11 protein-coding genes are annotated in these 16,063 nt (G+C 56.9%); 2 read left to right on the top strand and 9 right to left on the bottom strand.

Annotated elements, in window-relative coordinates; genetic code table 11:
- Positions 1 to 51: 51 nt before the first annotated feature.
- Together DFP98_RS29340 and DFP98_RS29335 are read right to left on the bottom strand one after the other, a co-directional pair.
- Positions 52 to 1,113 (bottom strand): ABC transporter substrate-binding protein, encoded by a 1,062-nt coding sequence (locus tag DFP98_RS29340; RefSeq protein WP_116064188.1) that lies wholly within the window; start codon positions 1,111 to 1,113, stop codon positions 52 to 54.
- Positions 1,114 to 1,214: 101 nt separating this feature from the next.
- Positions 1,215 to 2,210: an AraC family transcriptional regulator gene (locus DFP98_RS29335; RefSeq protein ID WP_116064187.1), complete on the bottom strand. Its 996-nt coding sequence runs from the start codon at positions 2,208 to 2,210 to the stop codon at positions 1,215 to 1,217.
- Between the two features lie 114 nt (positions 2,211 to 2,324).
- On the opposite strand from DFP98_RS29335, the gene DFP98_RS29330 reads away from it, so the two are divergent.
- Entirely contained in the window at positions 2,325 to 3,029 is a 705-nt protein-coding gene (locus DFP98_RS29330) for a response regulator transcription factor (RefSeq protein ID WP_116064186.1), read from the top strand.
- 615 nt (positions 3,030 to 3,644) lie between these two features.
- Here DFP98_RS29330 and DFP98_RS29325 read toward each other — a convergent pair.
- From DFP98_RS29325 to DFP98_RS29305, 5 genes are all read right to left on the bottom strand, one after another.
- Positions 3,645 to 5,039 carry a catalase gene (locus DFP98_RS29325; protein WP_116064185.1) on the bottom strand — a complete coding sequence of 465 codons (1,395 nt, stop codon included), beginning with the start codon at positions 5,037 to 5,039 and terminating at the stop codon, positions 3,645 to 3,647.
- 165 nt (positions 5,040 to 5,204) lie between these two features.
- The gene (locus DFP98_RS29320) at positions 5,205 to 6,926 is read right to left on the bottom strand and encodes an ABC transporter ATP-binding protein (RefSeq protein WP_116064184.1); all 1,722 of its coding nucleotides are present in this window, start codon (positions 6,924 to 6,926) and stop codon (positions 5,205 to 5,207) included.
- Positions 6,927 to 7,073: 147 nt separating this feature from the next.
- Positions 7,074 to 8,816, bottom strand: a complete 1,743-nt coding sequence (locus DFP98_RS29315; protein ID WP_116064183.1) for an ABC transporter ATP-binding protein — start codon at positions 8,814 to 8,816, stop codon at positions 7,074 to 7,076.
- Positions 8,813 to 10,651, bottom strand: coding sequence for an ABC transporter ATP-binding protein (locus DFP98_RS29310; protein WP_116064182.1), 1,839 nt, complete (start codon positions 10,649 to 10,651; stop codon positions 8,813 to 8,815). Before DFP98_RS29310 ends, DFP98_RS29315 begins: the two co-directional genes overlap by 4 nt.
- A gap of 21 nt (positions 10,652 to 10,672) precedes the next feature.
- Complete coding sequence (locus DFP98_RS29305; protein ID WP_116064181.1) at positions 10,673 to 11,602, bottom strand: ABC transporter substrate-binding protein; 930 nt, start codon at positions 11,600 to 11,602, stop codon at positions 10,673 to 10,675.
- A gap of 187 nt (positions 11,603 to 11,789) precedes the next feature.
- On the opposite strand from DFP98_RS29305, the gene DFP98_RS29300 reads away from it, so the two are divergent.
- On the top strand, positions 11,790 to 12,752 hold the full coding sequence (locus DFP98_RS29300; RefSeq protein ID WP_116064180.1) for a helix-turn-helix transcriptional regulator: 963 nt from the start codon (positions 11,790 to 11,792) through the stop codon (positions 12,750 to 12,752).
- Between the two features lie 133 nt (positions 12,753 to 12,885).
- Here the strand turns inward: DFP98_RS29300 and DFP98_RS29295 are convergent, their stop codons facing one another.
- Together DFP98_RS29295 and DFP98_RS29290 are read right to left on the bottom strand one after the other, a co-directional pair.
- Complete coding sequence (locus DFP98_RS29295; RefSeq protein ID WP_116064179.1) at positions 12,886 to 14,892, bottom strand: AraC family transcriptional regulator; 2,007 nt, start codon at positions 14,890 to 14,892, stop codon at positions 12,886 to 12,888.
- A 153-nt stretch (positions 14,893 to 15,045) separates the two neighbouring features.
- Complete coding sequence (locus tag DFP98_RS29290) at positions 15,046 to 15,900, bottom strand: SDR family oxidoreductase (protein WP_116064178.1); 855 nt, start codon at positions 15,898 to 15,900, stop codon at positions 15,046 to 15,048.
- Positions 15,901 to 16,063 lie beyond the last annotated feature (163 nt).

Here is a 16,063-nt window from a genome sequence, read left to right as displayed (position 1 = left end):
GTTCTCCTCCTTGCCATTTTCCTTCTGGCTATTTCCCTTCCTCCCGATCGGTCAAGGTGCGGCTAGCGCCAGCTCGGCTATTTTGTCCAGCAGTCGTTCCTTGCCGATCGGGCTGAAGGTCATATCGTAATAGTCCTCGTTCGGTAGCTTGTACACGCGGCCGTCGCGCACAGCTTTCAAGCTTCGCCATACGACGCTGTCTTCAAGCTCCGCGTCGGTCCCCTCGGCAAATTGCAGGAAAATACGGTCCGCATCGATTTTCGTCAGCCCTTCCAGGCTGATTGTCTCGCCCCAGCCTTCCGCCGGAATGCCGGGTGAACGGGGCAGACCCAAATCTCCGTACAGCATATCTCCCAGCCCTGTGCCGCTGAAGACGCTCAGGTTGTTAGGGAAAGCCACCACGACGGCGAAATTGTCTTCCCCCGCTTCCGCCTTGATCCGCTCTCCGATTGCCTTGGCCTTATCGTCGTAAGCCTTCTGCCACTCCGCGGCCTTCGCCTCTTCGCCGAGCGCCGCGCCAAGCTGCACGAGCCGATTGCGCCAGCCCGCGAAAGACAGCGGATCGTCTTCGATAACGAACACGGGCGCGATTTTGCTCAACTGCTCGTACACCTTGTCGAACATTGCGCTGGAGACGATCAAATCCGGCTCTAGCGCCGCAATCCGCTCCAAATTCGCCTCCCCGCTCGCATAGTTGCCGACAATCTGCGCGTCCGCAACGTATTCCTTTAAGTAAGCCGGCATCTCTCCCGGCTTGAGACTGTCCTGATTCGCCGTGCCGATCGGCTTAAAGCCGAGCAGCGCCAGCTCCTCCGATGCGCCGGAAATATCGACGATTCGCTGCGGCTTCGCAGGAATCTCCGTCTCGCCCTTCGCATCCTTCACCTTGCGCAGTTCTGCGTCCGGCTTGGGCGACTCGGCAGACGCAGCCTGCGAGGCCTGCCCACTCTGCCCGCTCTGCCCACTCTGTCCGGCTTGCCCGCCATTCGTAGAGGCTGAAGAAACGCTCCCCTCGTCGCCGTTGCCTTTGCTGTTACCGCAGCCCGCCGCGCCAAGCGCAGCCGCTATGATCAACGCCGCAATACCGATGCTCCATTTTCTTCTCCTATCCATCCCTGCACGCTCCTCATATCGTATCTTCTCAGCACACTCACTGAGAAACATTATCACCAATAGCGAGAAGCTGTCTGCCGACGGACGGATTTTTTCGGCGGTTATACGGAGATTTTAGCTCGATGCAGCAGCGTGTGCGGCTGAATGCCGTATTTGCGCCGGAAGGCTTCGGCAAAATGGCCCGGATTCGAGTAGCCGACCGCATACGCCGTTTCGCTGACATTCATCGTTCCCTGCTCCAGACATAGCTTGGCTTGCTCCAGACGCATCTCCCGCAGCACTCCGAACACAGTGTTGCCGAACACCTCCTTGAAGCCGAGCTTCAGCTTGTTGTCGTTGAGCCCAACCAGCCTGGCCAGCTGCAGCAGCGTCGGCGGACTGTCCATTTTCTCCCGAAGAACGGCTTTCGCTCGTTTGATTTTGTCAAGATCGTTGCCTCTGAGAATGGACTTCGCGCCCCTTCCATCCTCCGGAAGAAAGTATTGTCGCAAGCTCAGCAGAAGCAGCTCCAGCGTTTTGCTCTCCATGTACAGTCTGGGCATCGTTTCTTGACGCGCCCGCGCCGCCAGCTCCCGCACGACCGCGCCGATCTCCGGCGTCATCGGCCGGCTGGCCGCATAGAACGGTTGAGCGCCACGCAGACGAGGAACGGCCGTCGCCTCCTCGCCCTCCCCCGCTCCGACATATTCCCGGAAGTCCGACTCCTTCATCCGAATGCCGAGAAAATGCATTTTCCTGTCCGGCTCGTGCTTCATGACCGCATACAAATCTTTCATCAACAGAAGCTGCCATTCGTTCGGCTTCACCTCAAATCGCCGCCCCGATACTTCGAACAGCCCGCCCCCCTCCAAACAGTAATTCAGCTCCACCAGCGCTTCGCTTCCTTTGAAGGTCGTGACCCGTTCGTCGCGCATCCGATACTCGGTTATGCAGAGCTCCATCCCCCCGCGAAGAATCAGCCTTCTGACCTCTCCTTCGCCCACATGCTCCGGCAGTCTCAGCACCTCCATCGTCAGATCGTGATCGTCGATCATTTCCAAAAACGGCTTGTACTGATAGAAATGCTGATGCATATCGCGATGCTCAATATGAACCATAATTGCCTCCTTGAGTTATATGCTAGATATGATTATAATTGATAATGATTATCATTATCTATTATAGCAGACAAGCCGGAACGTCGAGAAGAAGCAATTAAGGAGGCCATATTGATGTCCACCGCACAAATTTTGATTGTCGACGAGGAAAGACATACACGCAATACGCTAGGCCGCTATTTGAAAAAAGAGGGCTTTCGGGTACTCGAAGAGTCGCACGGCTTAAGCGCCCTGCGCCGTCTGTCGAACAGAAGCTTCGATCTGATCGTGCTCGATATCGAGCTCCCGGGCATTAACGGATTGGAGCTTTGCCATATCATTAAGACCGCTAGCAACACCCCGGTCGTCTTCATAACCGGCAAAGAAAGCGAACAGGATGTCATCGGCGGGTTCCAGGCCGGCGCGGACGATTTTGTCGTCAAGCCGTTCAGCCCGCGCGAGGTCGTCCATCGCATTAGCGGCATCCTGTACCGCACGTCGACGCAAGGGTATCGTCCGCACAAGCCGGGGCCCGTCAGTCCAATCGCCCTGCCCCGCATCGGAATGGACCCCAGCACGCGCAAGGTGACGGTGGACGGAGCGAGAATGGAGCTGACCGTCAAGGAGTTCGAGCTGCTCTACTACTTGGCCGCCAACTTCGGCATGCCGTTCTCTCGGCAGCAACTAATCAGAGCCGTATGGAAAGCCGCCTTCCAGAACGACACTCGTACAGTGGACACTCACGTCAAGCGGCTGCGGGAAAAAATGAACGGGGCTTCGCCCGGATCGGGCGACATCATTCAGACGATCAGGGGCTTTGGCTACGGAATTGTCGAGTAAATCAGGGAGAAATCGGGGATCGGGACAACCCCGCCGAATGTCAAGAAGGGGCTGTCCCATAAGTAGAAAAGTTGTACGTAAGAATGATCGATAGAGGATGTTGTCGTGCATGTATCTCCCTACGATGCTATACGATCCTGAAATTTGAATGGGTTAACCCGTGATAAGGTGGTTTCAGATTTCAGGACCGTATGAGGCAGTCTCCAAACTAATCATGACCCACAACGTTTCCAATTTATCGGATATTAAACTTTTACGACGGATCTATTTGCACACATGAGCTTACGCAGGGAAGTTAGTCGGAAATTCGTACAACGCAGCTCGAACCGGGCTTAAACGGCGGACGTTTGTAGGAAAAACCGCACAAAGCAACTCGGCTCAGACTCAAACGACGAACGTTTGTAGGGAAAATCGTATAAATCAACCAAGATCAGGGATTGTATGTCACTTAAGCGTCTTCGATGATGATACGAATAACTTCTGGAAATTATCTCGAAGTGTTGCGGGTTATGATTAGGTCTCCAGGAGATACATGCACTTCTTCTTAATCGTTCATCTTGTATGACCCTACTTATGAGACAGCCCCTTCACTGTTTTACGGCGTTTAGAAGGGCGTTATCCTTTCCCTTGGGTCCCGATCTGCCGGGCAACGCGTTCTCCCAGCTCCGGGCTCGCCTGGTTCAGATAACCGATCACGACACGCTGCAACTCCGGCACGGCGGCTCCAAGATCCGAGGCAATGTTGTGGACTAAGTGCTCCCGATGATCGGGCGACAGCGAATTGTAAAATTGCCCCGGCTGCGTGAAGTCATCCCCCTTGGGAGGCGCGGTGCGCTCGAGCCGCCCTTCCACATGGCGGCCGGTGCCGCTTGTTACCTCGTCCGACGGCTTCCAGTTCGCCTGATGGTTGATCGGGATGCTGCGAAAATCCGGGCCCAGCCGATGACGCTGTGAATCTGTATAAATATTGGCGCGGCCTTGCAGTACTCTGTCGAATGAAAATTCGGCGCCCTCCAGCATATTGGACGGGGAAAAAGCCAGCTTCTCCACCTGATCTCTATAATTGTCTGGATTGCGGTTCAGCACCATCTTGCCGACCGGCAGCAGCGGGTACTGCCTCACATCCCACACCTTCGTATCGTCCAACGGATCGAACGGCAGCGCAGCTTCGTCCTGCGGATTCATGAGCTGTACATACAGCCCATATTCGACCGGCTTCCCTTGAGCAATCGTATCGTAGAGATCCTTGCCTGCGTAATCCGGATTCTCGCAGGCGAGCCGCGCCGCCTCTTGGCTATCGATATACTGCATGCCGGCTAGCGGAATCCAGTTGTATTTCACGTAAGTACGGAAACCCTGTTCATTCTTCCAAACATAAGTACTCACGCTGTAGCCCGGAATGTGCCGCAGGCTCTTGATCGTCCCCAGATCGGAGTACAGCTGCAGCACGAAATGCGTCGCCTCCGGATTTTGCGCGTAGAAGCCCCAGAAGCGATTGGGATCCATCAAGTTGTTGACGGGCGACGGGTTGAAGGCGCTGACCGTCTCTACGAACCGCATGGGATCCCGAATCGTAAACACGGGAAGATGGTTGCATATTAAGTCGAAGATCCCTTGCTCGGTATAAAATTTAGTCGAGAAGCCGCGCACATTACGCGAAGTGTCCGGCGTCCCCCTGTTGCTGGCCGCCAGCGAGAATCGAACGGCAACAGGCACTTGCTGGCCCGGACGCTGCAGGAAACAAAGCTTCGTATAAGCCGCCATCGAGTTAACCGTCTCGAAATAGCCGAAGGCTCCGAAGCCCTTCACATGCAAAGGGCGCTCTCGTAGGGTCTGATGAATAAAAGTTTCGTTTTTCTCGTGCAGCATCGTGTCTTGTTCGAGAATCGGGCCGCTCTCTCCTACCGTCTGCGAGTAACGCTCCGGTTGTGGACCGCCTGCCCATTGCGAAGGAGCGACGCTTTGCCAGCTTCGATTGTTCGTCTGGTCGCGGTCGTTCTTGTCGTCCATTTCTCAGCCTCCCATGCCTGCATTATCTCCAATGTGTATGCATAGCTATAGGTGGTTATGATGCATGCGCCCCATCTGTCCCATCTCTGCCGGAATATAAAAAAAGATCGCCACTACCCTGGCTAAGAGAGCCGGATAAGAAGCGATCTTTTTCTTTTTATTGGATTAAGCGAGTTGGCCGAATTGCGCCTGATGCAGACGGCTGTAGACGCCCCCGGCAGCGACCAATTCGCGATGGCGCCCCTGCTCGGTAATGCCTTCCTCCGTTACGACGACGATGCGGTCCGCATCCTTGATCGTCGCCAGACGGTGGGCAATCACGAGCGTTGTCCGACCCTGCGACAGCTCGGACAGCGATTGCTGAATCGCCAGCTCCGTCTCCGTATCCAGCGCCGACGTCGCTTCGTCCAGAATCAGAATCGGCGGATTTTTCAAGAACATCCGCGCGATGGCCAGACGCTGCTTCTGTCCGCCCGACAGCTTCACGCCCCGCTCGCCGATGACGGTTTCCAGTCCGTGCTCCTGCGCCTGGATGAACTCGTTCAGACGAGCCCGCCGCGCCGCTTCCCAGATTTCCTCTTCCGTGGCGTCCAGCTTACCGTACAGGATGTTCTCGCGAATCGTTCCGTTAAATAGGAACACATCCTGCTGCACGATGCCGATCTGGCGACGCAGCGATTCCTGGGTCACCTCGCGAATGTCGACGCCGTCGATGCGAATCGCGCCGCTATCGATCTCGTAGAAACGCGGCAGCAGGCTGCACAGCGTCGTCTTGCCGGCGCCGGAAGGGCCGACGAAGGCGATCGTCTCCCCTTTGCGAACCGTCAGGCTCACGTTCTGCAGCACCTTCTTCTCACCCTCATAGCCGAAGCTCACTTGATCGAACTCGATATCGCTGTTGAAGGCGCCAAGCTCGGCCGCATTCGGAGCGTCGGCCACATCGGGAGCGGTATCCATCAGCTCAGTGTAACGCTTGAATCCGGCAAGCCCCTGCGGATAGCTTTCCACGATGGCGTTGATTTTCTCGATCGGCCGAAAAAATACGTTGGTCAGCAGCAGGAAGCCGACGAATTGCCCATAAGTAAGCTGCCCCTTAATGACGAACCATGTGCCGCATACCATGACGAACAGCGTAACAAAGCGCATCATCATGTAGCTGATCGAGCCGTTTTTGGCGATCAGCTTGTAGGACATCAGCTTCGTCAGGCGGAAGCGTCCATTGTTTTCCGCAAATCGCGTTTCCTCGAACGACTCGTTGGAGAACGCCTTGACGACGCGGATCCCGCCTACGTTGTCCTCAATGCGGGCATTGAAGTCGCCGATATCGCCAAACAATTGGTGAATCGCCTTCGTCATTTTGCCGTTGAAGTATACAACCACCCAAATAATCGCCGGCACGATAATGAAGGTCATCACCGCCAGCTTCCAGTTGATCGCCAGCATGAGCGCGAAGGAGCCGGTCAGCGTCATGATCGCGATAAACAGATCCTCCGGACCGTGGTGCGCCATCTCGCCGATCATGTTCATATCGTTGCTTAGCCGTCCGACCAGATGGCCGGTCTTCGTATTGTCGAAAAAGCGGAACGACAGCTTCTGAATATGCGAGAACAGCTTGCGCCGCATATCCGTCTCGATATTGATGCCCAGCATATGCCCCCAATAGTTGACGATATACATCAATACGGTATTCAGTGCATACAAAGCGACCAGCCCGACCGAAGCCCATAGAATCAGCCCCCATTTGCTTCCCGGCAGCAGATCGTCGATAAACGAGTTAACGGCCATCGGAAACGCCAGTTCCAGCAAGCCGGCAATAATCGCGCAGCCGAAATCGAGCATGAACAATCCTTTATAAGGCCGGTAATACGCAAAAAAACGTTGAATCAAGTCATCCTCTCTCCTTCCGCGCTGAACAACGCTATCTCTATGACATCGATAATGATTCTCAATATCAAAATGATTGTAGCAGAAAAGAGAGCATATGGAAATGGAGCAATTCTGAAAATAACATGGACAAAAGTCGAAACCGGCCGCCTAAGCTTTGACCTGCCACTCCTCCGACTCCTGCTGCAAGCGCCACAGCTTGGCGTAGAGTCCTCCGCTTTCCAGCAATTCATCGTGCCGACCTTCTTCCGTCAGCCGCCCCCGCTCCAGCACAACGATTTTGTCGGCGTACCGAACGGTCTTCAGCCGGTGGGCGATGACGACGACCGTCTTGTTCGCAACCAGTTCGTCGATCGCCCGCTGCACGGAATACTCGTTCTCCGGATCGAGAGAAGCGGTCGCTTCGTCCAACAGCACGATCGGCGCGTTCTTGAGCAGCGCTCGGGCAATCGAGACTCGCTGCTTCTCCCCGCCGGATAGCGTCGAGCCGCCCTCCCCGACCGGCGTATCGTAGCCCTGCGGCAACGCCGAGATAAAGTCATGGCAACAGGCTCGCCTGGCCGCCTCCTCGATCTCCTCCTGCGTGGCGTCCATCCTCCCGATACGGATGTTGTTGCCGATCGTATCCCGGAACAGATAGACGTCCTGGAACACGATAGCCACATGCCGCAGCAGTTCCTCCGGGTCCGCTTGGCCAAGGGGCTGTCCGCCGATGCGAATCTCTCCCTGCCGAACGTCCCAGAAGCGCGCGACCAGGCGCGTTACCGTGCTTTTCCCGCTGCCGGACGGTCCGACCAGCGCAGTAATCGCATTCGGCTCAATCGTGAACGATAGCCCTTTAAGCACGGGCTCGCGTTCGTCATATCCGAACGTGACCCGATCGAAGACGATCGGGCCTCGGGGATCGACGCTTTCGCTTCCTTGCATCGGCAGCTCCTGCCGGACGTCCATGATGCGCCTCGCGCTGAAGGCGGAATATCTCATCTCTCCATAGTTCATTAGCACGGCGGTCAGCGGCTCGAATATCCGCGTGCCGACCAGCAGGAAGAGCAGGAAGATGGAGAGCGACAGCTCCCCTCCGGCCAGCCAATAGCTCCCGGCCGCGATCATGATCGTCATGCCTGAGCGGGTCAGCAGCATCGCGCCCATAATGAGCGGCCCCATTCTGCCTTCCAGCCGGATTGAAGCGCGTTTCAGGCGCTCGAAGGAAAGCCGCAGCCGCTCGAACCGCTCGCCGCCCATATGATGGGCCTTAATTTCGCGAATGCCGCCCAAATATTCCTGCAGACGGCTGGCAGCCTCGTTTTTCGCCCGAACATGGCGTTCACTTAGCCTCTCCTGCATGGAATCAGTCAGCCAGAGTAGCAACAGTCCGAGCGGAACGGCAGCGAACATCGCCAGCGCCATCCTCCAATCGACGAATGCAAGACCCGCCAGAGCCAGCAGCGGCAGCATAATCCCGCTGATCAACTGCGGCACGTTGTGGGACACCGTATGTTCCACTTGACCATAGTCGCTCAGCAGCAGGTTGGTCATGTCCGCCGGATCGCGCTTGCCGAAATACCCCAGCGATAGATGGCGCAGATGCTCGGCCAGCCTCAGCCTGCCGGACGCCGACAAGCGGTAGGCCGTCTTGTACGACTTGTCGTACAGTCGCCCATACGCCGCATACGATACGAACAGCCAAGCGATCAGAACGGCGCACGCAGCCCACAATCTCCCGGTGTCCAGTCCCGCTTCCGGCTCGGCAAAAGCGCGATAAACCGTATGGAGCAGATCGGCCAATAACGCTGCGGGAACGACCTTCGCGATTCCGTCAAGCAGCGCGGCGAAGGCTGCGGACCACAAGCTGCGAACATTACCGCCCGATATATTATACAAGTAACGCTTCACGACCTGCTCTCCTCCCTCTCGACGGCGGCGGCAAGCGACGCTTCGGTCCTTCCCAGTCTCCAGGAAGCGGCGCTCGTATGGGCCAGCCACATCTGCTCGTACAGCCCGTCAAGCTTCCGCAGCTCGTCATGCGTTCCCCGTTCCGCGATCTGTCCCTGCTTGACGACAAGAATCTGCTCGGCGGACCTGACGCTGGACAGACGATGAGCGATGATCAACACCGTTTTACCTTTCGCCAGCTCCGCCAGCCCCCGTCGAATGTTGCTCTCGTTCTCCGCATCCGCGTAGGCGGTCGCCTCGTCGAGCACGAGAATCGGGGCGTTCTTCAGCAGCGCCCGTGCGATGGCAACCCGCTGCATCTCCCCGCCGGACAAATACGTTCCTCCCTCGCCGATTTTCGTATCGTATCCGTCGGGCAGCTTCTCAATGAAATCATGACAGCAAGCCGCTTTCGCCGCAGCCTCCACCTCTTCCCTCGTCGCGCCTGCGTTGCCCATCCGGATATTCGTCTCGATCGTGTCATGGAACAGATGCACATCCTGAAAAACGAAGGACACCGTCTGCATCAGCTTCTCCGTCCCGATGTCGCGAATCGGAACGCCTCCGATTTTGATAACGCCTTCCTGCACGTCCCAGAAGCGCAGCAGCAAATTCGCGATCGTCGACTTGCCGCCGCCCGAAGGCCCGACGAGCGCAGTCATTTCGCCCGCCTTAGCGACGAAATCGATCCCTCTCAACGCCGGCTTGTAATCTTTGCTATCCTTGCTCTCATAGGCAAACGACACCTGCTCGAAAGAGATCTCATACGAGACGGGCGCCAGGGGACGAAGAGGCTCCTCGACGGGCGCCTCCGCCAGAACAGCGGCGATCCGCTTGTTGCCCTCCACGATCTCCCTCATCGCGCCTCCCGCATACATCAGCTTAAGCAGCGGTGCCGATAAGCTCGGCGTTACAATCAAGAACAGAATAAACGTCACGGCGAACGCCCGGCTATCCGCGCGATCGCTCGCCAGAGCGACGCCGATAGGCGCCACGAACGTAAACAGCGAGCTGATCAGGACGAAAAAGACGCTGTACGACGTTTTGTACAAATCTGTAATGCGAAGAGAAAGATCACGATAGCGGGTAACGGCGGATCTGAACGTAAGGAAGTCGTCCGCCTTCACGCCGAACGCTTTGACCGCGGGCATTCCCCGAACGTATTCGATGCCCGTCGCGTTCATCTCCTCCGTCGCATACTGGAATTCCCGGTACGCCTTGCGTCCGTCTTCGCTGCCGAACATCCGGGCCTGCAGCCAGAAGCCGAAGCCGATCGGAACGAGCAGCGCCAGCGCCAGCCTCCAGTCCAACCAGATCAGGCCCCCGACGAACAGAAGCGGAATCGTGACTGCACCGACGATGTCGGGGAGCTGATGCGCGATGAACTTCTCGATTTTCTCGACGCTGACTTCGATAATTTTTTTCAATTCTCCGGTTGCCGTTTTCGTATGATAACCCATCGGAACTTTGGCGACATGATCGGCCAGCCGTACGCGGAGCCGATACAGAATGTCGAAGGCGGCAATATGCGAACACATGAGGCTGACATACATGGCGACCAGCGCCGCGGCCAGAGCCGTCAGCGCGACAACTCCCCAGTACAGAAGAAGCCCCTTGTCCATGCTTGCCGGGTCTCCCGCATGCTTCAGCAGTTCCTCGACAATAACATACACCGCCGCGAACGGAGCGATCTGCAGCACGCTGGACAGAACGGAGAAGACGCACGCCGCGATCAGAAGCCCCTTTTTCTCCCCGGCGATTTGCAACAAACCCGACACTTCCGATTTGGCATTCATTCGCTGATCACCTCGGCTTAGCTATTGATGCTTATCCAGAATCATCGTTCCGATGCGATCAAGCAGTTCCATGCGACCAAGCGCCGTGAAAGCGTAGTTGTAGTTGTCGACGTTCGTAATCTTGTAGACATTCCCCTTCTTCACTGCGCTGATGCTGCTCCACACCTGGCTGTCCTCCATTTTGTTCTCGCTGTTTTCCAGGAAAATCAAATGGTCGGGGTCGATGGACGTGAGAGCTTCGAGACTGGTCTCCAGCCCTCCCCACGGCTCGGGCTCCGGGATACCTTCCGCCTGCTTCAGTCCCATATCCTGATAGACCATCTCGGCCAAGCCCGACGAAGAATAGATGACGATATTGCCGGGATAGGTCTCGATCACCGCGAACGTTTCGTCCTGAACGGCCGGTTGGAGCTTGTCTTTCCATTCCTTCGCTTTTTTGTCGTATTCGGCAATCCATGCCTTATCCTTGTCCTCTTCTCCGAAAAGCTCCGCCAGGAAACCCAGACGCTCTCGCCATTCGTAATAAGGATAAGCCACTTGAACAGTCGGGGCGATCTTGGCCAATTGGTCGTACAAATCTTCGTTGAACAGCTTGCCCAGCAAAATCAGATCGGGCTTGACGGACGCGACGACCTCCAGATCGATCGGCATTCCGTACCAGCCGAGATTAACCGTATCGGCGCTCAAACGATCCTTGATCGTCGGCGACATTTGCCTGGGATCGCCATAATCGGCGTTCGCCGATGCCGCAGGAACGATGCCCAGCGCCAGCAGTTCCTCCGTCGAACCCGACAGATCGGCGATTCGGCTGGGCTCGGCCGGAATTTCAATCTTCTGGCCTCTCCCGTTGTCGACCGTCCTGACCTCCGCTTCGCCGCCCTGCTCCGCTTGGCCGCAGGCCGTCACCGCCAACAAACCGCATAACATGACCGTAACCGCAACTCGTTTCATCTTCTTTCTCCTCCGCCTGATTCTGTAATTGATTTCTTCTCCGAAGTTGGCTACAATTTCTCTCATAACCCGTCGCAGTGATAATCATTATCAATTAGAAAAAAGCAGACCGCCATAGCTTTGCAGTCCTTTCGTTATTGAGCGGAAGATTTCCGTTTTTGCGCGGTAGTCGGAGGAGGAACAATCGTTGAAAAGCATCCTCGATTCCTTGTACTTGCCCTATCTGTCCCAAATAGGCTTCTCCCCTGCGGCCGACTGCGACTCGGGCGGGGGCATCCGCTACGAGCTTGATCCAGCGCTGGGAACCGGTTCCGTCTGGGTGTATCCCGTCGATCATCTGTTCGCGATTACGATTAACGATCTCGCGTTCCGTTGCGATGTGTCGCTTCAATATGATCAGCCGTCATTTTTGAACGTGGGAATCTACGAGGAAGTCGCGGATGGAAGTCCGACCGGCGGCGAAGAGAGCCTCACCGGTTACGTAGGGTACGAGCACGAGTATCGGATGCGCTTTCCTCGCAGCGTACCCGTTCGCAGCGTCGGCATCAACCTCATGCCCGCCTATTACAAAGGGATTCTGCCCGGCAGGTTCGCGGAGGAAATTCGCGCGCTGCCCGAGATCTGCTCCATGCTGAATGGCAGCTTCGCCATTCCCGAGGCTGCGGCGGCGCTGCGGCAAATTCGTTCTTATCGGCCGTCCCCCAAGGTGGCCAACATGTATTACGAGAGCAAGGTGCTCGAAATCGTCTCTTTTCTTATGCAGTGGGGGCTGGATCGGAAGGCGCATCTCGCCTCCGCTCATCGCGCAGACGGAGATCTGGACTCCCTTGAAGCGGTGCGCGAGCATATCCGGCGCAATTACGCCCGGCAGCAGGCGCTCGACGCTCTGGCCAGGCTGGCCTGCATGAGTCCCAGCGCGTTGACGAGCGGCTTTAAGCGAGCTTACGGAATGACGATGACGGAGTACGCGCAGTCGGTTCGCATCGAGAAGTCGAAGGATTTGCTGCTGAATTCGGGAAAGGGGATCAAGGAGGTGGCTCAAGCGGTCGGCTACGGCAAGCATGCCAGCTTTACCGAGCTGTTTAAGCGGATGACCGGACTTACGCCCAAGGAGTTTAGGAGAATAACCGCCCCAGACCGGTCCAGCTAAGACTCCGGGCTCCGGGGGCCTGCGAATGGAGAAAGGCAGACGGTTCGCATCGGGAAATCCAAGGACGGACATGCTGCTCCATCAAGCAAAAAAGCCCGGAATTCGTGAAGATTCCGAGGCTCTCTCGTTGCTCTTATTGATCGGCCGACTGTCCCAGAATCATGTCCGTCAGCAGCTCGATCTGATGCTCGATGGCGATCGGATCGTCGAAGAACAAGTCGTAGTACGAGATTTTGTGCACCCGGTTGTTTTTGACCGCGTCAAGATTTTGCCAGATCGGGCTCTGCTCCAGCCGCTCCAGCGTCTCGCGCCCCGTTCCCTCGGCATCATACGTCGTTAAAATAATATGCGTGCCTGCAATTTCAGGCAGTTGTTCGAAAGAAACGGCATGGTTCCATGCTTCCGTTCCGTCGAACATTTCCCGCACCTTCTCGGGAGGCTTGACCTGCAGAAGGTTGTACAGAACGTCTCCGCCCATGTTGCGGTAGCCGAACACCTTCACGTCTTTCTGGAAAATGCTCAAAATCGTTACGGTCGTGTCCGCAGGAGCGTTGTCGGCCAATCGCTGCTTCGCCTTCGCCAGCTTCTCCTCGAACGAAGCAATCCATTCCTCCGCTTCCTCCTCCCTGTTCACCAATTGCCCGAGTACGCGCATCTTGTCGATTACACCGTTGTTCAGCTTCAGCAATACCGAAGGCGCAATCTTGGAAAATTCCTTGTAGCTGTCGTCCCAAGTCGAGATGATCAGGTCCGGCTTCATTTCGATGACCTGCTCCATCGACTCCGCGAACCCTTCCGTTCCCTCGGCCTCCCGATAAGGATATTCGCTCAGCAAGTATTCCGGATAGCCGACCGGCCTTACGCCAAGCGCCAGCAGCTCTCCGTAGTACCAGTCCGCCACGATGCGCTGCGGATCGGCCGGAACGACCGATTTTCCGCCGGCATGCTCGAACTCCCTCGTTGCGGCAGTCGCTGGCGAGGCGGGCGCCGTCTGGCTCGACGCGCTCTCCGCTGCGCTTGAGGCGACCGGGCTCGCAGCCGGGCTTGTCCCGCTAGCGCCCGAGGGCGACGGCGACGCGGCCGGCGCGGAAGAACAGGCCGACAGCATCAGCATCAAGCTGAGCGCTGCGGTCGCCATCATCGTCTTGCTTCTATTTGCTCCAAACATCGAATACTCCCCTTTTCCCGATAAGTGATCCGGCTTTGCCAGTCCACTATCAGAATAAGGGAGGTTCGCGCCATATCCTATGGCGGTATCGCGCAATCGGATTGAACTTATTTTCCTGCAGTCGCCGGGCGTCATCTTGAAGTGGCTTTTGAACGTTTTGATCAGATGGAACTCGTCGGAAAAGCCGCAGCTCCAGGCAATCTCCCGCAGCGTGGCGTCCGTGCTTAACAGATGCGTTCGAGCCGCCTCCACCCTTGTTCGGATCAAGTATTCCTGCGGGCTGAAGCGCTCCTGCTTCTTGAACAGCCGACTCAGATGGCCGGCGCTGACATGGAACATTTCGGCCATCGCTTGCAGCGATACCGCTTCGCGATAGTGCTCGTCGATATACCCTTTGACAAGCGCCACGACGTCGGGCTGCAAAACATCCACGCCGCCCTGCTTCAGCTCCTCGTAAATCTCGCAGACGAACCGATAGAAGGCGGCTTTGCCGAAAAAGCGCTGAAGCGGGGCCGGCCCGTTCCAACGCTCGTGCATTTGCCGCAGCTGCTCCACGAAGAAAATCGGATTCCGCGGCGCAAAGCCGTACAGCTCCCGAAACGGATTCACGACGCTCAGCAGCCGCTTCAGCTCCGTCTTGTAGAACGGCGGCTCCTCCGCTTTATAATACAACGCGTAGCAGTCGCATCTCGATCCGGTAGGACGAATAGACAGCCGTGTCCCTTTGCCTCCGTGAAAAAGACCGAATCTCTCCACGCTGTACAGCTCATCGTTCAGCCGCACCTCCGCCGGACCTCCGTAGGAGCAGACGAACATGCTGCTCGGCATTCGGTACTCGTCGATCGGTTCTCCGGACTCGACCGCCCACTGACGAATATCGGCGATCGCAATGGAGGAATGCAGCCACACCTGAATCGCCATGCCCAGCTCCTCCCGGTCGGGCATACGCTCTGCCGGTCGTTTCTCCATCATTCCGCTCGCTCCTTCGCAAAGCCGAAACGGCGGCACCGGACCGGCGCCGCTTCGACTCGCTTTGACATAAATCGATTATAATTGAGATTGATTCTCAATGTCAAAGGAATGCGCAGGAGGTAGCTCGGGGAGAATCAAGCGGCAGCGCCCGACTCAGTCTAGGCCAAGCGCGTTCTCGGGCAGGCCGGTCCATTGCAGGCTTCTTTCATACAGCACTCGCTGCTGCTGCGAATCGTAGGACACCGGAACCGTGGATACGGCGCGGCCGCCCGCGTAATATTTCCCGCTCGACGAGCCCGCTTCCGGCGACGCAGCCAGATGCAAAATGAGCCGGGCGCCCTGCTCGGGAGAGCTCATAAACAGCTTGGCCAGCGGACGGAGAAATCCCGGCACGCTTCTCGTCGATTGCGGCGTGTAGATCACGCCCGGATGAAGCGCGTTGACAGCAATCCCGCTTCCCCCCAGACGCTCAGCCATAAAATACGTCGCCATAATGACCGCAAGCTTGGCGGTTCGATATGCATTAAAGCCGGAATAAGGAGTCTGCGGCCGAATAGCCGCATCCAGATCCAGCGTCTTGGCCTGCATGACGGAAGCGACGTTAACGATGCGGCCGTTATCGGAGGCGCGCAGCTTGTCCAGCAGCAGATGCGTCAGCAGGTACGGAGCCAAATAATTGACGGCGAACGTCATCTCGAAGCCGTCGGCGCTTGTCTGCGGGCGGTCGAACAGTCCGCCGGCGTTGTTGACGAGCACGTCCAGCCTGTCTCCGCGAGAGCGGAAAGCTTCGGAGACGTCGCGAACGGACTTCAAGGAGGATAGATCGCAGAGAAGCAGCTCGATCCGCTCGTTGCCGGTCTGCCTGACGATCTCCTTCCGCGCCGCCTCGCCGCGCTCCCGATTGCGGCATACCATAACGACAGCGGCCCCTCGCTCCGCCAGCCCTCTGGCGGCGGCAAATCCGATACCGGAATTGGCGCCGGTAACCATACAGATTTTTTCTTTCATTCCCCCGTCTCCTTCCCTCAGCCGACAAAAGCGAATACAGCACGGCTATGAAGCTTGCATTCTCATCATAGCAAAAAAAACCATAAAAGAAGAGGCTGCACCCTAAGTCATTGAGGACGACAAACGGACAGGATCGCTTCATGGACGCGGAGAATCTCCGTCC

Origin of the sequence: Cohnella phaseoli, assembly GCF_003386235.1 — a bacterium.
Taxonomy (GTDB): domain Bacteria; phylum Bacillota; class Bacilli; order Paenibacillales; family Paenibacillaceae; genus Cohnella; species Cohnella phaseoli.
Note: the sequence above shows the minus strand (reverse complement) of the source record. Positions and strands in the feature narration are given on the sequence as shown.

Excerpts from the sequence above, each read along its gene's own strand:
- DFP98_RS29330 (WP_116064186.1), top strand. The coding sequence starts at position 2,325 with ATGTCCACCGCACAAATTTTGATTGTCGACGAGGAAAGACATACACGC.
- DFP98_RS29290 (WP_116064178.1), bottom strand. The coding sequence starts at position 15,900 with ATGAAAGAAAAAATCTGTATGGTTACCGGCGCCAATTCCGGTATCGGA.
- DFP98_RS29335 (WP_116064187.1), bottom strand. The coding sequence starts at position 2,210 with ATGGTTCATATTGAGCATCGCGATATGCATCAGCATTTCTATCAGTAC.
- DFP98_RS29305 (WP_116064181.1), bottom strand. The coding sequence starts at position 11,602 with ATGAAACGAGTTGCGGTTACGGTCATGTTATGCGGTTTGTTGGCGGTG.
- DFP98_RS29325 (WP_116064185.1), bottom strand. The coding sequence starts at position 5,039 with ATGGACGACAAGAACGACCGCGACCAGACGAACAATCGAAGCTGGCAA.
- DFP98_RS29340 (WP_116064188.1), bottom strand. The coding sequence starts at position 1,113 with ATGGATAGGAGAAGAAAATGGAGCATCGGTATTGCGGCGTTGATCATA.
- DFP98_RS29295 (WP_116064179.1), bottom strand. The coding sequence starts at position 14,892 with ATGATGGAGAAACGACCGGCAGAGCGTATGCCCGACCGGGAGGAGCTG.
- DFP98_RS29310 (WP_116064182.1), bottom strand. The coding sequence starts at position 10,651 with ATGAATGCCAAATCGGAAGTGTCGGGTTTGTTGCAAATCGCCGGGGAG.